An 18,367-nucleotide genomic window follows, 5' to 3' on the forward strand; every position below is an offset into this window, starting at 1 on the left:
CACGTCATGGAACCACATATCATTGAATTTCGTAATGTCATTAAACGACGGAGAACGAAAACCATCGGCCCGATCGAATTGTCGATTCCTCAAGGATATATTGTTGCCCTGGTGGGGCCTAACGGCTCGGGAAAAAGCACGCTGCTGAACATGATGATGCAGACCGTGTTTCCGGACGAAGGGGAGATCACCTGGTTCGGCGAGTCTTACCGGGGAGAGCTTCCGGTCTCGATCCGTAAACAAATGGGATTCGTTCCTGAACAGTTGAGTGTAGAGGAGCAGCATTTGACGGTAGATGAAGCGGCCAGCTTTCGCGCATCCTGGTATGACACTTGGGACGGTTATTTTTTCGATGAGCTGCTATCCCGGTTTGATGTCCCGCGAGGCGTAAAACTGCGCAAGATGTCCAAAGGGGAACGACGCAAGTTCGAGATCGCCGCTGCACTTGCACCAAGGCCCAAGTTCTTGCTGCTGGATGAACCTTCTTCCGGTCTCGATCCTTTCGCTTGGAAGCTGATGATCGACCAGCTGCACAAAGTAATGAAGTCCATGGATACAACGATCGTGCTCTCAACCCATGTTGTGGATGAAATCCGGCGGCTGGCGGATTACGTCATTCTCATTCATCATGGAAAGCTGCTGGGCATGGTGGAGAAGGACTCGCTGCTGGATAACTGGAAGGAGTGCTGGATACAAGGGGATGCCTCCATTGTGGAGGAGCTGCCGGGTATTCTGAGTTACAAACAAGAGACAGCAACAACGATTTCTTTTATAACCACGGAATGCTTGGAAGTGGAGAAGATCCTGCAGTCTGCAGGCATACCGTTTATTCAGACCCGTTCCCTGGAGCTGGATGAAGTGCTTCGATTATGGATTGACGGAAACATTCCTGCCAACGTGCAGAACTAGGATAGAGAGGGGTTTTACGATATGCAACGCTTGCAATTAGACAATGTAGTTAAGATTTATGCGGACAAAACGGCAGTAAACCGGATTTCGCTTCAGGTTGAGGAAGGTGAAATCTACGGACTGCTTGGCGCGAACGGCGCCGGCAAAACAACCACCATGCGGATGGTGCTTGGGTTGATCTACCCGGATGACGGAACGATTCTATATAACGGAAAGCCGTATAACAAAGAACTGCGTCACATTATGGGTTACTTGCCGGAAGAGCGCGGGTTATACCCGAAAGTGAAAGTCAGCGAGCAGATTTCCTACTTGGCACAGCTGCGGGGCATGTCCGCGAAAGACGCGGATAAGAGTCTGAAATATTGGCTGGAACGGTTTGAAGTACCTGACTATTATGATAAGAAGATTGAAGAACTGTCTAAGGGTAATCAGCAAAAAATGGGCTTTATCGCAGCGGTTGTTCATGACCCGCAAATTCTGATTTTGGACGAAGCCTTCAGCGGTCTGGATCCGGTGAACGTCGAACTTCTGAAATCAACGGTAAAAGAACTACGCGACAAAGGCACGAGCATTCTGTTCTCCACCCACCGGATGGAACATGTCGAGGAGTTGTGTAAGAACATTACCATTCTGCATCGCTCCAATACGGTAGTGAAGGGGAACCTGAAGGATATCAAATCCAAGTATCCTCGAGAAGAGGTGATGCTCGGTACGTCCGGTGAAGTCCGTGGTCTTGAAGCCCTGCCAGGCGTAACGGCTGTGGAGCGGACAGAGGACGGCTACTCCATCCGGATCAGCCAGGTTGATGCAGCGCAAGAGATTTTGAATACAGCCATGTCGCAAAGCACGATCCATCGGTTTGAAGTGAAGGAGCCGACACTCAATCAAATCTTCATAAAGGCGGTAGGTGAATCCAATGAATAATATGTGGACCGTTATCCGATTTACGTTCATGAATAAAGTAAGAACGAAGTCCTTTCTTGTTTCGACCTTGATATTTGCACTCATTATTACCATCGGGATCAATCTTCCTTTTCTGATTCAAATGTTTACGGGAGATAAGGCGGGCTCCGAAGAAACCACCCGCATCGGACTGGTTTACGGACAGGAGCAAATGCTTGCCGAACAACTGGAAACCACTTGGAGTAATCTGCCGTCAACTTCCTATGAATTTGTAAAATATGAAACGGCTGATGAAGCCGCTCTGAATAAAGACATTAAAGATGGCGTTATCGAAGGTTATCTGAAATTTGAAGCAAAAGAAGGCAATGCGTTCCCGACGGTGGTCTACAGCTCTGAAGACGAGGCCATGAGTCCGGAACTGCAATCCAACCTGCAAGCAGCTCTGCAAGTGGCGAAGACGCGCAGCATTGTAGACGGACTTAATTTGTCCGATGCGCAGATCAATGAGCTGAATACGCCTGTTCAGATTGATGCTCGGGGTATCAATCCTACAGAAACGGGTAACGCGGGCGGAGCTTCCGGAGAGAAGGAAGGGGCTTCCGAGGTTATTAACTACATTGTCGTGTATGCACTGATTATTCTCTTCTTCTTCACTTTGATGGGAACAGGTAACATGATCGCATCTGAAGTAACGACAGAGAAGAGCTCCCGCATCATGGAGATTTTGATTACAAGCGTATCTCCGCTGAGCCAAATGTTTGGTAAGGTTATTGGCATGTTCCTGCTGGGACTGTCGCAGATCGCGGCATTCGGTGTTGTAACCGCCGTGAACCTGATGCTGCCGCACAATATGGATACATTGAAGGACATGAATCTCGACCTGACGGCGATCGACCCGATGCTTCTGGTGTTCGGTTTAATCTTCTACATCCTTGGTTATTTCTTGTACGCGATGCTCTATGCGGCCATTGGTTCGATCGTCAGTCGTACCGAGGATTTGGGGCAGGCGGTTATGCCGATCACGATGCTGTCGCTGGTGGCATTCTATATCGCGATCTTTAGCTTAAGCGCTCCGAACTCGATGCTGATGAAGGTATCCAGCTATATTCCGTTCATCTCGCCGACCACGATTCTGGTTCGCATCGGACTTGGAGATATCCCATTGTGGGAGATCCTGCTCTCACTGGCGATCCTGATCGTATCCATCCTCGTCTTTGGCTGGTTGGCAGCGAAAATCTATCGTACCGGTGTCTTGATGTACGGCAAACGCCCTACGTTCAAGGAGCTTAGAAAAGCGATGAAAGCTTATAAGATGTAAGCACGAACTGTACAAGTGATTTTCAATTTTAATGGATGTCTTTAAATCTGATACTGATCCTTAATAGCGAGGTTGTTAAAATGACCAAAAGTACTAGCTCGAAATTATTAATGTTTTTAAGCGCTGCTGCAGTCGTGATTTTGTTCGGCTTCATGTTCAACACGGAAGGTTCTGCGCTAAAGGATGCCATGCAAGAAGGATTAATGGGAGCAGTTGCCGTGATCGCTATAGCAGGCTTATGGGCTGCTGGAGCAAAGAAATAGAAGATATGGGGGGCGCCATACCGACAGCGGTATGGCGAATATAACCCCATAAATAAATAGTTTGATGCACGGCTATTCTTAATCGCACCCGATTACAACAACATAAAGGAGATTACATAAATGAAAAATTGGAAAAGAATGATATTGTCACTCACGATTTCGGTAGGTTTGCTTGCTTCGGCAGTGCCTGCCATGGCTGCTCCACAGCAGCCAGCAGTAAAAGTGGATAACGAAGTAGTTAAATACTCGCTTGGCACACCGGTTATAGATAAGGGCACAACGCTCGTCCCGCTCAGAACAACGCTCCAGGCGATGGATGTGAAACTGACGGATGCTGCAGATGACACGATCCATGTGGTTGTGGACGGCAAAACCATTACGCTGAAAAGCAAACTGAAACAAATCAATGGCGTAACGTATGCGCCAATTCGGGTTGTTGGGGACGCTGCGGGTTATAAGGTTAGCTGGGATGCGAAAACTCGCACCGTTGTGCTGGTTTCCAAAGAAACGGAGGTCGCTCAAACAGGTGGCCGCGGCTTCATGTGGGAAGTGGAGAGCAACGGGAATACCGTTTATCTGGTAGGCTCTATGCACATCGCGGATGACAGCTTCTACCCGCTGCGTCCGGAGTTTGAGGAAGCCTTTGCCGAAGCGGACTATCTCGGTGTCGAGGTTGATGTCAGCAAAGCAGCTGACGAAGCTCAGCAGCAGCTGATCATGGATATGGGGATGTATAAAGATGGAACAACACTCAAGGATCATGTGACCAGCGAGACGTACGCCAAACTCGGCAAAATCCTGACGGAGAGCGGCATGCAGCCGAATGCCTTAGATGCATTCAAGCCTTGGGTAGCGGAATCCACGATCAGCAGCTTGAAAGCAGTGAAGGCTGGATACGAAGCGGCTGCAGGAATCGATCTGTATTTCGTCCAGAAAGCGATCGAGCGCAAAATTCCGGTGATCGAGCTGGAATCCTACGAATTGCAGCTGGGCATGTTCAATGGCTTCTCTAAAGAGTTGCAGGAGAAGAATCTCAACATCGTCTTGGACAATTTCGATGTACTGGATGGCAGTGTCGAGCAATTAGGTGAAATGTGGAAGACGGGCAATGATGAGGAACTGCTGGAGTTCACCAACAGCATGGCCGTTGACGAGGAATACAATAAAGCGATGCTGATTGACCGAAACATCGGCATGGCCGAGAAAATCGACGGATACCTGAAAAACGGCAAAAATGAAGAGTACTTCATCGTGGTTGGCGCAGCCCACTATCTGGGTGAGCATGGCATCGTGAAGCTGCTGCAGGATAAAGGCTATACTGTCGTTCGCAAATAGATAGCCGCAGGGTTGTAGTCTTCGGGGAAATGAAAACCTTCCAATGATCGTTATTCGATCATTGGAAGGTTTTTTAATTGTGAAACAGGAAGCATGCCGAATCTGTATCTATGCCCATCGTAGAGGGGGTGGGCCAGTGTTCAAAGGAATAAAGCATCGGAAGGAGTTGTGGGTGGCGCTGTCAAGAAGTGATGCCGACGATTCAGTAAAAAGTCATGGAAATTATCAAACGTTAATGCAAACTATCGTACCGTCCCGAAAGGGGCGGTGCTTTTGTTAAATTAGCTTCGCGGCCAGGCCCCGTACATGTATACTAGTGTTAAGTTTTGTAAACGTACGGAAAATATGCCGCAAGGAGTATAAACAATGAAGGTTAGTATATTTGACGTAGCAAAAAAATCAGGACTGTCCGTCGTGACCGTTTCACGTGTCTTAAATGGTGCTGAATCCGTTCGAGAGAAGAACAGACTAAAGGTTCTGGAAGCCATCAAGGAGCTTGATTACCGTCCCAATGCCGCTGCCCGGAGTTTAGCACGGGGTAAGACAGGAATCGTTGGGTTGATCGTAACTACCCTTCAGGACTCTTTCTTCGACGCTGTGGTCAAGGAGCTGAATGAGGTGCTGGCACTGCACGGTTATTTCCTGGCCATTTCGGTCTCTACGGGTATAGGCTCCGACGAGGCCCATTATCTGATTCAGGAAGACCGCGTGGACGGACTGATTCTGCTCTCGCCGCTAGAAGAAGACAACTATATCGTGGAAATGAAACGCCGAAATATCCCTTATGTCCTGATAGACAACCAGAAGCCGGATAATGACGCTTATTCCGTCACCATAGACAACTACAAAGGCGGCTATACCGCAACGAAGCACCTGCTCGATCTCGGCCATACCTCCATTGCGCATATCAGCGGGCAGGATATGTTCCGCAGCACGAGGGAACGTCGCAGCGGCTTTCTGCAGGCGCTTGAGGAAAAGCGCCTGGCGCCGTTCGAAATGATTACGGGCGATTTCGAAATCGACTTTGGCTACGATGTCTGTCGCAAATGGCTGCGGGAAGGACGACTTCCTACCGCCGTATTCGCAGGCGATGACAATATCGCGCTCGGGGTCCTGAACGCTCTTTTGGAAGAAGGCATCCGGGTTCCGGAACAGGTAGCCATTGTCGGCTATGACGATCAGTATATCTCATCCAAGCTGCGCCCCCATTTGACAACGGTCCGGCAGCCTGCTGACCGGATTGGGCTTGCCGCAGCGGATATGCTGCTGAAGCGCATGGATGGAACGATGGAACGCGGGGGCAATGTTCGAATTGACCCTGAGCTCATCGTGAGAGACTCTACGGTTAGACCTGTGCAAGACACGCCTGAATAAACAGTAATACATCCTTATATAGGAATAACGAAGAGTGCCTGGTCCCCGAATTAACGGGGACTTTTCTTTTTTATCGACTGTATAAATAGATGAGCATGAATGGTTGACGACAAACCATAATGCATTCGTAAGCCGTCGGCCCGCTTATGCCCCAGCAGCTTCAAATACCATACATCGGTTAATAGAACAATGACTCGATAGAGTGATTTTCTTGATTTTCACCGAGTTGTCGGAAAGATTCGATTGTTTATTGAACGAGAGGCTTTCGTGATTCATTTGTGATATTCCTTCGTTATAATAACGTTTAAATATCGGGTATGTACTTATTAGGGTTAATCCCGACAAACGAATGAACAGGGTTTAAAAGGAGGCAGGATCTCGTGGTTATAGATACGGTGCTGTGGAGCAAATGGCTGACGGGGCTAACCTTGGCGTTTCATGTCATTTTTGCCACGGTCGGCGTCGGTGTTCCGTTAATGATTGCCATTGCGGAGTTCGTTGGTATACGTAAGAAGGATCCTCATTACATGCTCATGGCCAAAAGGTGGACACGAGGATTCGTGATTTCGGTGGCGGTTGGTGTAGTGACTGGAACAGCGATTTCCCTGCTGCTTGCGCTTGTATGGCCGAACTTTATGCAAGTGGCGGGGAATGTCATCGCGCTTCCGTTATTTATGGAGGTTTTTGCATTCTTTTTTGAAGCCATATTCCTGGGGATTTATATGTACACCTGGGATCGGTTCCGCAATCCGTATGCGCATTGGCTGCTGACGATTCCGATTGTTGCCGGGGCAGGCATGTCCGCAATTTTTATTACGACGGTGAACGGATTCATGAATCAGCCTGGAGGCTTTGTCATGGAGGCAGGCCACTTTACGGCGGTTAACCCGCTGCAAGCGATGATGAATACGGCGACGCCTTCAAAAGTATTCCATGTACTAACCTCGGCCTATTTAACGGGCGCTGCCCTGCTGGCGGGTATCGCAGCCTACGTTATTCTGAGAAAAGGGGCCTCGGCATATTACAAAAAAGCATTGAAACTTATGATGGGGGTTGTTCTGGTGTTCAGCGTGCTGACAACCTTAGCCGGGGATATGTCGGCCAAGTTTCTGGCAGAACATCAGCCGGAGAAGCTGGCCGCCGCAGAATGGCATTTTGAAACGGAAAGCGGTGCAGATCTGATATTATTGGGCTGGCTTAATGCGGAGCAGAAGGTCATGGGAGCCATTCATATTCCGAAAGCGCTCAGCTTCCTGGCCTTTGGAGACTTTGATGCCGAGGTAAAAGGGCTGGAGGAGTTTCCGCTGGATGAAAGACCGCCGCTGCTTGTCCACTATTTGTTTGATTTCATGGCCGGGATCGGTTTTGTTCTGTTGGCCGTTGCGTTCCTGTATTTCCTGTTTTTGTTCTGGAAGAGACGCAATGAGCTCAACAAGTGGCTGCTTCGGGTCATTGTTTTTAGTGCACCCCTTGCATTTTTGGGCGTTGAAATGGGCTGGTTCTATGCGGAGCTCGGGCGGCAGCCGTGGATAATCCGCGGATATATGCGCGTAGAGGAGGCAGCTACGACTTCACCGAATGTGAGAATTCTCTTTTTCCTCTTCCTGCTGCTGTATATTGTGCTGGGGACCATGTGTGTCTTTGTACTGAGACGGTTGTTCCGTAATAAACCGGCGGAAGCCGAGCTGGACGAGATTGTGAAAGAGAAACACTCCACGGGAAAGGGTGAGCCGGTATGATCGATTACGAGTTGATAGGCATCTCCGTCCTTTGGCTGTTTTTATACGGCTATTTAATTATAGCCTCCATTGATTTCGGCGCTGGTTTTTTTGCCTTCTATGCCCGTTTGACGAAGCAGGACCACCTGATCAATCGATTGATATCCCGTTATTTATCGCCGGTCTGGGAAATTACCAATGTGTTTTTTGTCTTTTTCTTTATCGGCATCGTCGGGTTTTTCCCGGACACGGCCTATTATTATGGCTCTGCGCTGCTTATACCGGGAAGCATCGCCATTATTCTGCTGGCAATCCGCGGCTCCTTTTATGCGTTTGAAAATTACGGCTCCAAAGAAAACATCGTGTATCTGTTTTTATACGGGGCCACAGGTTTGCTGATTCCGGCTTCCTTGTCGGTCGCATTAACGCTATCCGAAGGCGGTTTTATTGTGGATAGAGGCGGGGCTGTTTCTTTGGAATATTGGACGCTCATAACCAGTCCGTTGTCGTGGAGCATCGTTGCATTGGCCATCGTATCGGTGCTGTTCATAAGCGGATCGTTCCTGGCCTTTTACGCCTCACGGGCGGACGATCAGCCAGCGCTAAAGCTGGTGCGCACATATGCCCTGTTTTGGAGTACGCCAACCATTATTGCCGCGCTCACGGCATTTATTTTCCTCAGTCAGCATAATGAGCGGCATTTTCAAAACATGATGGATTTATGGTGGCTGCTGGCGCTTTCCGTCGGTTTTTTCATGGCAGCCATATGGCTGCTGTACAAAGGACGCCGCTACGGACTGGCTTTTATTTGTGTCATGCTGCAATTCTTCTGTGCATTTTTTGCATACGGCATCGGGCAGTATCCTTATATTCTGGATCCGTACATTACCATTCAGAGCGGGGCCACGCATGAGTCGATGGGCGCTGCGCTTGTGGCAGCCTTTATCGGCGGCCTATGCCTGCTGATTCCGTCCCTTATACTAGTCTTCAAGCTCTTTCTGTTTGATGCGGATTATGTAAAAGGCAAAAAATAATCGGGGCTTGGGTATCTTCATGTAAGGGTACTTGCATCGGTTTAGTATAAAGGAGGGGAGTTTATTTGAAGGGGAAAACCAGTCTGCTGTCCCAGCAAATGTCTGCACAAAGGAAACGGTTGATACTCTTGGGGTTCATGTCGCTTGCGCTCGGTGCTGCCATGACAGGCCAGGCCGCACTGCTCGCCGAAGCGGTTCAGCGGATTTTTGTGCAGCGGGCTTCCTTTTCGTCGGTAGCTGCCATACTTGGCGCATTGCTGGCCGTGATGGCTGCGCGGACGCTGCTGTCTTATGGAAACGGGATCATCGGCTTGCACATGGCTGCCAGCGCTAAGACGGAGATGCGAGCAGCGGTGCTGCAAAAGCTGGCTAACGCTTCCGTAGCTTCAACGCTTCGTGGACAAACGGGCGGAAAAGTCAGTGTAGCACTGGATGCCGTGGACGAGGCGGACAGTTATTTCAGCCAATATATGCCGCGTATGATAGAAGCCGCCATCATTCCTGTCCTGATTCTGGTCATTGTTTTTACGGAGCATATGAATTCCGGCTTGATTATGCTGGTTACCGCTCCCTTTATCCCGTTATTTATGGTGCTTGTGGGTCTGAAAACGAAAAACAAATCAGAGGAGAAATTCGCACAGCTGGCCGAGTTTTCCGGTACGTTTCTCGACTCTCTTCAAGGGCTGGTTTCGCTCAAGCTGTTTGGACGGACGAATCATCAGCAGCAGGAGATTGAACGCAGCAGCCTTGGCTACCGGGATGCAACGATGGGCATTTTACGGATTGCGTTTACCAACACCTTCATGCTGGAATCCATCGTCATGCTTAGCATTGGCGTTGTCGCGCTTGAGCTGGCGCTGCAGCTGCTGGTTTTCAAGTCGCTTTCCTTCCACACCGCCTTTTTGATTCTGCTGCTGGTGCCCGAGTTTTACAGCCTGTTAAAAAACACCGGAACTGCCTTTCACAGCGGTCGTACCAGCATGGGGGCTGTCCGAAAAGTAGAGGAGATGCTTACGGAAACAAGGGAAGCAGGAGCAGTGACAGATCGGAAAGAGGAGGCCGGGAAAAAGGACAAAACACACCAGGTCGATCCGATGGATATGACGGATAAGTCTGGGACAGCCGATTTAGGTTTGATTCGGATGCCGCCGACCATCGAACTGAGGGATGTCCGGTTTCGGTATGGGACGGATTCGTTCGAGCTTGCTGCCGGCTCCATGTCGTTTGGGCCAGGGGAGCAAATCGCCATCGTCGGTAAAAGCGGATCCGGCAAAACCACTTTGCTGCATCTCATTGCAGGGCTGCTTGCGCCAACGTCGGGAGAAGTGCTGGTGAACGGACGTCCGCTTGCGCATTACGATGAGGCTTCATGGTTTGAACATGTCAGCTACATTACCCAGCATCCGTATATTTTTGCCGGCACGTTTGCCGACAATATTGCGATTGGCGCGGGCAGGGACGTCACCAGGGAAGAAGTCGTGCAGGCGGCGGAGGCCGCCGGACTTGCTGCGGTTGCAGCCGCGTTGGAGCAGGGCTATGACACCTTTGTCGGCGAAGGAGGCCGGGGATTGTCAGGCGGAGAGAAGCAAAGGCTGGCGCTGGCCCGTGCTTTTTTGAAGCGGCCTTCTGTTATATTGTTTGATGAGCCCACCGTCGGATTGGACCTGCACACCGAACGTGTTCTGCAGCGGTCCATTGCCGAGCTTGCAAGCAAGGCGACCATGATTACTGTGGCGCACCGCTTGTACACGATACGGCATGCCGACCGGATATTGTTTATGGACAACGGAGCGCTGCTGGACAGCGGGCGCCACGATGAGCTGCTAGCGCGTCTGCCCCAATATGCTGACCTGGTGGATGCGCAGCGGAAAGGGGGACTCGCATGAATGAGCTGGCTATTTTAACCAAGGCGATGATTCAGGAACGGAAGGATATTGCCATCGCCATCCTCGGAGGATTCGTTGCCGGCATTGCAGGTGTATGCCTTTTTGCCGCAAGCGGGTATGTGATCTCCCAGACTGTATTTGCTCCGCCGCTTTATACCTTGATTGTGCTGACGTCCCTGGTAAAAATACTGGGTCTGCTGCGGGCGGCAAGCCGCTACGCGGAACGCTTGTATTCCCATCGGGCGACATTCTCTCTGCTCAGCCGTTTGCGGACATCCTTTTTTGCCAAGCTGGTTCCTTTGACGCCGGGGATATTGGGTAAAAAGCGGAGCGGAGAGCTGCTCGCACGGATCGTTGGGGATGTGGAGAGTTTACAGCATTACTTTTTGCGCGTCGCCTATCCGCCTGTCATTGTTGTTATGGTGTTTCTGGCTACGGTTTTGTTTACTTCCGCCTTTTCATTCTGGATTGCTTGTTTATTTGTGCTGGGGATGCTGGCAACGGCTTTTGTGGTTCCAGGACTTGTTCTCCTTGGACAGAGAAGGATACATGGCCGCGTGCGCCAAGAACGAGCGGCGCTTTCCACAGAAGTGACCGAGCTGCTATACGGGTTCCGGGATTTGAAAGTATACGGACAAATGAAAAAGCGGGAGCGGCAGCTGCAGCGTACCTCCGCCGCATTGGCAGCGGAACAGCAAGCGGCAGCCCGGCATTTGCTGCGCGGGCAATCGCTGCATGTTTTTGTAACGTATCTGATTTCATGGGGCGTGCTGATTCTTGGCGCCTACTTAATAATGGATGGCTCGCTTGCCGGCGTATTTCTAGCCATGCTGGTCATGGCTTCGCTTACGGTGTTTGAAGAAGCTGCGCCAATGGCCACACTGCCTGCTTATAAGCTGGATAGCGAACATGCGGCAGCTCGGCTTGCGGAAACGGTTCACGCCCTAGATAAGCAGCCGCCGCAGCCAAGCGGTGTCCTGCCTATCGAGAAAGCCGTTTCCATTGAGCTGAGCGGTGTTTCCTTTCAATATGAAGATGAATGGCGCCCAGCGCTGAAAGACATAACCCTCTACTTACCACCGGGATCTAAAACGGCCATTGTCGGTCCGAGCGGATCAGGGAAAACCACCCTCATCGAATTGCTGCTCAAGCTGCGCACGCCGACAGACGGTCAGATTCGTTTAAATGATACTTCGGTTATGGAACTGGATGAAGCGAGCATTTGGCAAGCCTCAAAGGTTGTGCTGCAGCACAGTCATTTCTTTCGGGGCACCATTCGGGACAACCTGCTGCTGAACGAGGAACATCATTCCGATCAAGCGTTGTCGGATATACTGGATAAAGTGCAGCTGCCGAATAAGTCCCTGGACGATAGGATGTATGAAAAGGGGGAGAACTTATCGGAGGGAGAGAAGCAGCGCTTAGCCTTGGCCCGGGCGATGCTACGAGAAGGACGGTTATGGCTGCTGGACGAACCGACGTCTTCACTGGATTACGTTACGGAGCAGCGTGTTTTTCGGCATCTGCTGGCGCAAGCGGCTAACGATACGCTTGTTCTGATTTGCCATCGGCTGACCGGCTTGGAAGAGATGGACCGGATTCTGGTCATGGACCAAGGCAGGGTTATTGAAGCGGGCACGTATTCAGAGCTGATGGAGCAGCAGGGATATTTTTATGAAATGAAACAAATTGAGCTGCAAATGATCGGCGAAGACGGATAAAACGAATGTGTTCGCTGGAAACGCTCGTCAGGTCATGACTGGGAGATTGCGCAGCAATTCACTTAGAGATCATGTTTGCTCATTCAACTCCCTGACGAGTTGGGCAAACTCTACAGCAATAGAATGGCGGCACCGATCATGGGGGTGAGGACCATGCAGGTTTTCAGCCAGACAACGGGTACCCGCTTCGTAAACTTTGCCCCCACATACGAGCCGGACATCGTACCGATCACAACAGCGGCGAGCAGTTGAACATCCAGGTACCCGATCGAGAAGTACCCGGCTCCTCCTGCCAGTGCGATTGGCATAATGACCAGCATGGTCGTGCCGGCGGCAACACGCATCGACATGCCGAGAATCAGCATAAGCCCTAACTGGATGAACGGGGTGGAGCCGATTCCGAACAGCCCCGATAAGGCGCCGGTTATGAGTCCGATTAGCAGTGCCTGCAGCCAGTATCGGAAGTCATGGATGCCGGGTGTCACAGAGTCCCCGGAAGTCTTCGATCGACGTGAAACGTACAGCATCCTGAACCATAAGGCTAGTCCAGAGGCGAACAGCATACCGGATGTCATGAAGCCCAGCTTATCCTCGGGAATAAGCGAGGACCAGCCCGAGCTGACCCATGCCCCTGCCGCACCGGCCAAGCCGACGACGCCCCCTGTCTTCAGTGCCATGTTCCCTTCCCGGTAATGGCTGACAGAACCGGAAAGCGACGAGAAGAACATCGCCGCCAGTGCGGTACCCAGCGCGGTATGAATGGGATAACCGAATACGACGGTTAGGATGGATATAATGAAACCTGAGCCGCCTGCACCCACAAAACCGAGAAGGAGTCCGAGCAGCACCATAACGAGGGCGATATCGACCAACTGCATCAGACCATCCTCCAAACCTGATGAGGAACGCCGATCCCGGCCGGAACCGGCAGGTCATCGCGAACGCAGCTAATCTTGTCCAGAACCATGGTGGCGTGTCCGCTTCCATAGACGGGCCAAGCCGGCAGCGCATGGATATTCGGATCTCCGCTTTGTATAAATGCAACCCATGCTTCCCGCATGGCGGTTGCCAGTGCATAACTCTCAGCTGCTACAGCATATGGATCCTCATTGCTGGACATTTCGGACATGGGATTGCGGATTAACTGAGCATGGATGAGACTGCCTTCATAACCGTGTATCGCGCCGAGCGTGCCGCCGCATTGAAGCCGATACATCCATACCGATGTTCCGGACGATGCCACGGCTTCTGCGAACTGCATCGCTCCAATCGTATATAGATGCTCGGTTAACGTTTTGTTCCAGGCATCACTCGATGACATCGATTGGTTATAGCGACCATAAGCATCCCACGCGACAGCTGCATTCGCTCCGAAGAATCGTTCAAGCGTCTCGAAGGCCGGTGATTGAAGCACGGGATCATCCTGAATGAAGATGGCTGCTTCATCCTCATTCGTGCCGATCAGCAGCGGCGGCAGACCGATGCTGCCGGTTAGGCTCCCCAGGGGATCAACGGGGATAACATGGCCATCGGATACCGGGCCGAACATATGCAGGCTGCGCGAGGTATTGGAGCCGATCGTTGACTGCGCTTCGATGATTCTCTCCGCAGGAAGTTCAAGCAGCTGATGCGCCTGCGCTTGCGATAACCCCAGCTCTTCTAGCAGCCGGAGAGTCGTGACATTGGCGGTTTGGCAATCCCGTATCGACTGCGTTGCGCCGCTTTGGGCTATAGCCCGTTGAAATAAGCCCTGTGCCGCTTCCATCACGTAAAGTGCGGCCGTGCATTTGGCCCCGGCAGAATTGCCGATGACGGTTACGCGCGACGGGTCGCCGCCGAAAGCGGTAATATTCAACTGAACCCATTGGAGGGCGGCCGCAATATCCAGCATGCCATTGTTACCGGAGGTTGCATATTCTTTGCCCAGCAGGTCTCCCAAATACAAGAAACCTAATGCGCCGAGCCGATAATTGATCGATACGTAGACGATTCCATCCTCGGCTGCATAGCGAAATCCGTCGCACTCCGCTCCATTGCCCGATATGAATCCCCCGCCATGGATATAGACCATGACAGGCTTTAACTTATCGCCTGCGCCTGGTGTCCACACATTCAAGTTTAGGCAATCTTCGGACTGTACAAGCTTCGGCATGCCGCTTTGCGGATTATGCTTCTGCGGTGCGATAGGTCCGAATGGCTTGCACGGCCTCACGCCCGGCCAGGGTTGCGGAGGGACCGGAGGCTTGAATCTGCGCTTGCCGACTGGCGGGGCCGCATAGGGGATGCCCCGGAATACATACGCACCGTTTGAATTTTCGCCTTCAACTGTTCCTGATAATGTCTGTACGATCAAGTCGATCGTCTCCTATCCTTACAAGATGAGATTATTATATCTTGTTTGTTTGATGAGCCCTAATATATATTTGAATATATTAATTATAACTTGGGAGTTATGTATTGTAGAAAGTGGGGATCAGTATGGAACTGTTGCAATTAAAATATTTTCAGACTGCCGCCCGAATGCAGCATATGACAAAGGCAGCCCATAGCCTGCATATATCGCAGCCGGCATTAAGCAAAATGATCGCGTCGCTTGAAGCCGAGCTGGGAACCAAGCTGTTCGAACGGGAGCATAAAACGATACGGCTGAACGAGCACGGCAAGCTGTTTCTTCGCCAAGTGGATATCGCGCTGCAAGCACTGGAAGACGGAAAGCTGCAGCTGCAGGATGCTAATGGCTGCGTCTCCGCCGTTATCACGCTTGATGTTCGCGTCTCCTCACATTTACTGCCGGATCTACTGGCCGATTTTCGCAAAGAATGGCCGCATGCAGAGTTTCAATTGCAGCAGCATGTTTCGTCATTCGAAGATATGCCGAGCTTCGATCTGTGCCTATCCGATGGCGCAGCACCACCAAAGGGAACAGCGTCGGTCTGCTTGCTCGAAGAGGAGATCGTGGTTGCCGTTCCCGCCGAGCACCCGCTCGCGGATCGAGACCGTGTAAGCTTGCAGGAGCTCAAGGATGAGAGCTTCATTACCCTGCCTCCGGGTAAATCGCTGCGGGAAACAACCGATGCGTTCTGCCGTCTTGCCGGGTTTACTCCCCGCATCCGATTCGAGAGCGATGATCCCGCCACCGTCCGCGGTCTCATTCGAGCCGGTCAGGGCGTCGCCTTCCTGCCGGTGGTGACATGGGGCGGGTCAACCGGACCTGATGTCGTCCAGCTCCGGCTCGAAGAAAGCTGGTGCAAACGCTCCATCTCCTTGTCTTGGCCCAAGGACCGATACCTCATGCATACGGCGGTGCTGTTTCGGGATTTTGCCATTCGGTACTTTGCTCGGCTGGCCGAATCGCACCGGCAGGACATCGCTCGGAGCGGATTCTAGCTTGTTCGGCTTATCAATGAGGAAGTTAATGTGATTTCGAAAGCGAAAAGGAGCGTCTCAAGTGGAAACCAAGCAGCCTCCCAGGCTAACCAATGAAGAGTACCGATTACAGCCCCACGCGCCTGTTCAAGTATTTCACGGCGTTCATCCGGGGAGAATCCAGCTGCACTGGCATGAATTTTACGAGCTGAGTTATGTGGTTTCCGGAAAAGGCGAGCACAGGCTCAACGGTTCCTCGTATCCGCTCTCTTCGGGGACCATCTTCTTGCTGACGCCTGCCGATTTTCATGAGCTGGTTTCCTTGGAAGAGGAACCACTTGAAATATATAATCTCATTTTCACCGAAGCTATGATGGATGATAACGTCTACCATTGGTTATTCGGCGGGAAACTTCTGCTGCAAGCACAGCTTGAGGAGAAGCGGCTCCCGGTGGTGTTCGCCGACTATGAACGGATGAAGGAGGAGAACGGAGTCTGGCGGGAAGGCAGCGAGATCGCGATCCGGGCTACGCTTCAGCGGCTGTTGGTGGATCTGTATCGTGGCAGCGCCGCAAATCGGCTCCTGCCCGCGAACGGGACGAGAGATCGGCAGCTCAACTTAAACCTGCAAAAAGCCCTAATCTATATTCATCATCATTTCCGTGAGGATTTGAGATTGGAAGATGCAGCTAGCCAGGCCCAATACTCGGCTACTTATTTCAGCGAGTGCTTCTCCAAATCCGTGGGGCAGTCTTTTCAACGTTATCTGCAAAACGTCAGAATGCATTTCGCCGAATCGCTGCTTCAGGCATCCTCGCTGCCCGTTACCGAGATTTGTTACGCTTCCGGCTTTAATACATTGGGGCATTTTGAAAGGGTGTTTCGTCAGCGAAAGGGAATGTCCCCCCGCCAGTACCGCAACAAGGCAGAGAAAGCCGAAGATATGCAGCATTTATCCTAACGAATGCGCAGTATGGCCCTGACCCTCCGGGATATAATGACCACAGTTAACGAAATCCTTACTTGACTGGAGGTTATGATGATGACAACGCAAGCTCTTTCGAAGCAGGAGGTTGAGTTTTATAAGGAACATGGGTACTACCTGTACAAGAAGCCGCTCTTTAGTACCGAAAAAATGCAGGTTCTGACATCCATCTTTGAAGAGCAACTGGAGGAGAAGGGCAGCAAATTATCTGACGAGCTGGATACGCCGCATTTCCGTGACGAAAGGCTGCTCGACTTTCTGTTATCCGATGAGGTACTGGATCTGGTGGAACCCATCATCGGCCCGAATATCGGGTTGTGGTCCAGCCACTTTATCTGTAAAGATCCGCATGTGGGACGTGCAACGCCATGGCATGAAGATTCGGCCTACTGGAACGGCAGATTAAGCAGCTTCGACAAGATTATCACCGTATGGCTGGCGATTGACCGCAGCTGGAAGGAAAACGGATGCATGCGTGTCATTCCGGGTACGCACGATAGTGGTTTCTCGGATTATGAGGAAGTGGACCGGGCGAGCAATTTGTTTGACACCCAAATCAAGAGCGGTTCCATCGATGAGTCTCAAGCGGTTTACTTTGAGTTGGAAGCGGGAGAGTGCTCGCTTCACGATTCGCGGATCATTCATGGCGCGGAGCCGAATACAAGCCCGTACCGTCGCTGCGGGTACACCATGCGGTATTTCTCGACGGAAGCGCTGGTCTATCCGGATAAGAATCCTGGCTTTAAGGTGTGGCTGGCCCGCGGTAAGAACATAGCCGGAACGAAATTCGTCAACGAATAACCTGGATGGGGATACCCCGGGCTGCCGATTTTGATTCGAAACTGAATGTGTCCCATAGTGCCCAGGTTAAACGAGTGGATGGCCAAGCGGATTTCGGGACGGATGACACATAGAAAAAGAAACGATAACAAGCCGGATCATGAAGGTTCCGGCTTGTTATTCGTGCTTTGGAAAGCCAATCTTGTCCAATCCATCACACACGGCCGACAGCCATCCAACTTATTAGAATAAAACAATACCTGCAGCACCGGCCATGAGGAGAATCAACAGGGGGTGGAGTTTGTATTTCAGCAAGAGAAATAAACAGGCGCCGCAAATTAGCAGCGTAGGAATCAGGCCCTGTAGGAGCCCTTCCCCCTCATCGGGATACCCAAAGTGAATAGCTGCATATACAATGAGTCCTGTCGTTACGGGACGCAGACCGTATAGAGAAGATTGGACCCATGGATTGCTCCGCATGCGGTAGAAGAGGGCGGAGAGCAGCACGATGACGACCAGCGACGGCAGGATGATGCCCGCGGTGGAGACGGCGGCTCCGATATAGCCGGCGGACTGATAGCCAATCAGCGTAGCGGCATTGGTGGCGATCGAACCGGGCGCCATGCCGGCCAGCGCCACGGTTTGCTGGAATTCTGCGGCAGTCAGCAGCCCTTTTTCCGTTACCTCCTTCTGAATGACCGGGATTACCGCATAACCGCCGCCAAAGGACACAAGGCCTACACTTATGAACATTATGAACAAGTCCCAATACATT

16 protein-coding genes are annotated in these 18,367 nt (G+C 51.4%); 13 read left to right on the plus strand and 3 right to left on the minus strand.

Annotated elements, in window-relative coordinates; genetic code table 11:
* Window positions 1-6 precede the first annotated feature (6 nt).
* The 10 genes from BJP58_RS23690 to cydC all read left to right on the plus strand — a co-directional run bounded on the left by BJP58_RS23690 (window position 7) and on the right by cydC (window position 12,461).
* The gene (locus BJP58_RS23690; protein ID WP_194540816.1) at window positions 7-909 is read left to right on the plus strand and encodes an ABC transporter ATP-binding protein; all 903 of its coding nucleotides are present in this window, start codon (window positions 7-9) and stop codon (window positions 907-909) included.
* 21 nt (window positions 910-930) lie between these two features.
* On the plus strand, window positions 931-1,833 hold the full coding sequence (locus BJP58_RS23695) for an ABC transporter ATP-binding protein (RefSeq protein WP_194540817.1): 903 nt from the start codon (window positions 931-933) through the stop codon (window positions 1,831-1,833).
* Window positions 1,826-3,130, plus strand: coding sequence for an ABC transporter permease (locus BJP58_RS23700; protein WP_194540818.1), 1,305 nt, complete (start codon window positions 1,826-1,828; stop codon window positions 3,128-3,130). Before BJP58_RS23695 ends, BJP58_RS23700 begins: the two co-directional genes overlap by 8 nt.
* Before the next feature lie 80 nt (window positions 3,131-3,210).
* Window positions 3,211-3,393, plus strand: coding sequence for a hypothetical protein (locus BJP58_RS23705; RefSeq protein WP_194540819.1), 183 nt, complete (start codon window positions 3,211-3,213; stop codon window positions 3,391-3,393).
* Window positions 3,394-3,513: 120 nt separating this feature from the next.
* On the plus strand, window positions 3,514-4,728 hold the full coding sequence (locus BJP58_RS23710; RefSeq protein ID WP_194540820.1) for a TraB/GumN family protein: 1,215 nt from the start codon (window positions 3,514-3,516) through the stop codon (window positions 4,726-4,728).
* 366 nt (window positions 4,729-5,094) lie between these two features.
* Window positions 5,095-6,102, plus strand: coding sequence for a LacI family DNA-binding transcriptional regulator (locus BJP58_RS23715; protein WP_194540821.1), 1,008 nt, complete (start codon window positions 5,095-5,097; stop codon window positions 6,100-6,102).
* A gap of 380 nt (window positions 6,103-6,482) precedes the next feature.
* Complete coding sequence (locus BJP58_RS23720; protein ID WP_194540822.1) at window positions 6,483-7,841, plus strand: cytochrome ubiquinol oxidase subunit I; 1,359 nt, start codon at window positions 6,483-6,485, stop codon at window positions 7,839-7,841.
* A complete protein-coding gene (locus BJP58_RS23725; protein ID WP_194540823.1) occupies window positions 7,838-8,854 on the plus strand; it encodes a cytochrome d ubiquinol oxidase subunit II in 1,017 nt (338 codons plus the stop codon). Before BJP58_RS23720 ends, BJP58_RS23725 begins: the two co-directional genes overlap by 4 nt.
* Window positions 8,855-8,919: 65 nt before the next feature.
* Window positions 8,920-10,740 carry a thiol reductant ABC exporter subunit CydD gene (gene cydD / locus BJP58_RS23730; RefSeq protein ID WP_194540824.1) on the plus strand — a complete coding sequence of 607 codons (1,821 nt, stop codon included), beginning with the start codon at window positions 8,920-8,922 and terminating at the stop codon, window positions 10,738-10,740.
* Entirely contained in the window at window positions 10,737-12,461 is a 1,725-nt protein-coding gene (cydC, locus tag BJP58_RS23735; RefSeq protein WP_194540825.1) for a thiol reductant ABC exporter subunit CydC, read from the plus strand. The genes cydD and cydC overlap by 4 nt, the downstream gene beginning before the upstream one ends.
* Window positions 12,462-12,571: 110 nt before the next feature.
* Here the strand turns inward: cydC and BJP58_RS23740 are convergent, their stop codons facing one another.
* On the minus strand, window positions 12,572-13,339 hold the full coding sequence (locus BJP58_RS23740; RefSeq protein WP_194540826.1) for a sulfite exporter TauE/SafE family protein: 768 nt from the start codon (window positions 13,337-13,339) through the stop codon (window positions 12,572-12,574).
* Window positions 13,339-14,814 carry a carboxylesterase/lipase family protein gene (locus BJP58_RS23745; RefSeq protein ID WP_194540827.1) on the minus strand — a complete coding sequence of 492 codons (1,476 nt, stop codon included), beginning with the start codon at window positions 14,812-14,814 and terminating at the stop codon, window positions 13,339-13,341. The genes BJP58_RS23740 and BJP58_RS23745 overlap by 1 nt, the downstream gene beginning before the upstream one ends.
* A gap of 125 nt (window positions 14,815-14,939) precedes the next feature.
* Between BJP58_RS23745 and BJP58_RS23750 the strand changes: the two genes are divergently transcribed.
* The 3 genes from BJP58_RS23750 (at window position 14,940) to BJP58_RS23760 (ending at window position 17,613) form a co-directional block, all read left to right on the plus strand.
* Window positions 14,940-15,848: a LysR family transcriptional regulator gene (locus BJP58_RS23750; protein WP_194540828.1), complete on the plus strand. Its 909-nt coding sequence runs from the start codon at window positions 14,940-14,942 to the stop codon at window positions 15,846-15,848.
* A 61-nt stretch (window positions 15,849-15,909) separates the two neighbouring features.
* Window positions 15,910-16,788, plus strand: a complete 879-nt coding sequence (locus tag BJP58_RS23755) for a helix-turn-helix transcriptional regulator (RefSeq protein WP_194540829.1) — start codon at window positions 15,910-15,912, stop codon at window positions 16,786-16,788.
* Between the two features lie 78 nt (window positions 16,789-16,866).
* Window positions 16,867-17,613: a phytanoyl-CoA dioxygenase family protein gene (locus tag BJP58_RS23760; RefSeq protein ID WP_194545041.1), complete on the plus strand. Its 747-nt coding sequence runs from the start codon at window positions 16,867-16,869 to the stop codon at window positions 17,611-17,613.
* A 222-nt stretch (window positions 17,614-17,835) separates the two neighbouring features.
* Here the strand turns inward: BJP58_RS23760 and BJP58_RS23765 are convergent, their stop codons facing one another.
* Window positions 17,836-18,366: a chromate transporter gene (locus BJP58_RS23765; RefSeq protein WP_194540830.1), complete on the minus strand. Its 531-nt coding sequence runs from the start codon at window positions 18,364-18,366 to the stop codon at window positions 17,836-17,838.
* Between the last annotated feature and the right edge of the window lies 1 nt (window position 18,367).

Source organism: Paenibacillus sp. JZ16 (assembly GCF_015326965.1).
Lineage (GTDB): Bacteria > Bacillota > Bacilli > Paenibacillales > Paenibacillaceae > Paenibacillus_AQ.

Excerpts from the sequence above, each read along its gene's own strand:
- BJP58_RS23690 (WP_194540816.1), top strand. The coding sequence starts at position 7 with ATGGAACCACATATCATTGAATTTCGTAATGTCATTAAACGACGGAGA.
- BJP58_RS23695 (WP_194540817.1), top strand. The coding sequence starts at position 931 with ATGCAACGCTTGCAATTAGACAATGTAGTTAAGATTTATGCGGACAAA.
- BJP58_RS23700 (WP_194540818.1), top strand. The coding sequence starts at position 1,826 with ATGAATAATATGTGGACCGTTATCCGATTTACGTTCATGAATAAAGTA.
- BJP58_RS23705 (WP_194540819.1), top strand. The coding sequence starts at position 3,211 with ATGACCAAAAGTACTAGCTCGAAATTATTAATGTTTTTAAGCGCTGCT.
- BJP58_RS23710 (WP_194540820.1), top strand. The coding sequence starts at position 3,514 with ATGAAAAATTGGAAAAGAATGATATTGTCACTCACGATTTCGGTAGGT.
- BJP58_RS23715 (WP_194540821.1), top strand. The coding sequence starts at position 5,095 with ATGAAGGTTAGTATATTTGACGTAGCAAAAAAATCAGGACTGTCCGTC.
- BJP58_RS23725 (WP_194540823.1), top strand. The coding sequence starts at position 7,838 with ATGATCGATTACGAGTTGATAGGCATCTCCGTCCTTTGGCTGTTTTTA.
- cydC (WP_194540825.1), top strand. The coding sequence starts at position 10,737 with ATGAATGAGCTGGCTATTTTAACCAAGGCGATGATTCAGGAACGGAAG.
- BJP58_RS23740 (WP_194540826.1), bottom strand. The coding sequence starts at position 13,339 with ATGCAGTTGGTCGATATCGCCCTCGTTATGGTGCTGCTCGGACTCCTT.
- BJP58_RS23750 (WP_194540828.1), top strand. The coding sequence starts at position 14,940 with ATGGAACTGTTGCAATTAAAATATTTTCAGACTGCCGCCCGAATGCAG.
- BJP58_RS23760 (WP_194545041.1), top strand. The coding sequence starts at position 16,867 with ATGATGACAACGCAAGCTCTTTCGAAGCAGGAGGTTGAGTTTTATAAG.
- BJP58_RS23765 (WP_194540830.1), bottom strand. The coding sequence starts at position 18,366 with ATGTATTGGGACTTGTTCATAATGTTCATAAGTGTAGGCCTTGTGTCC.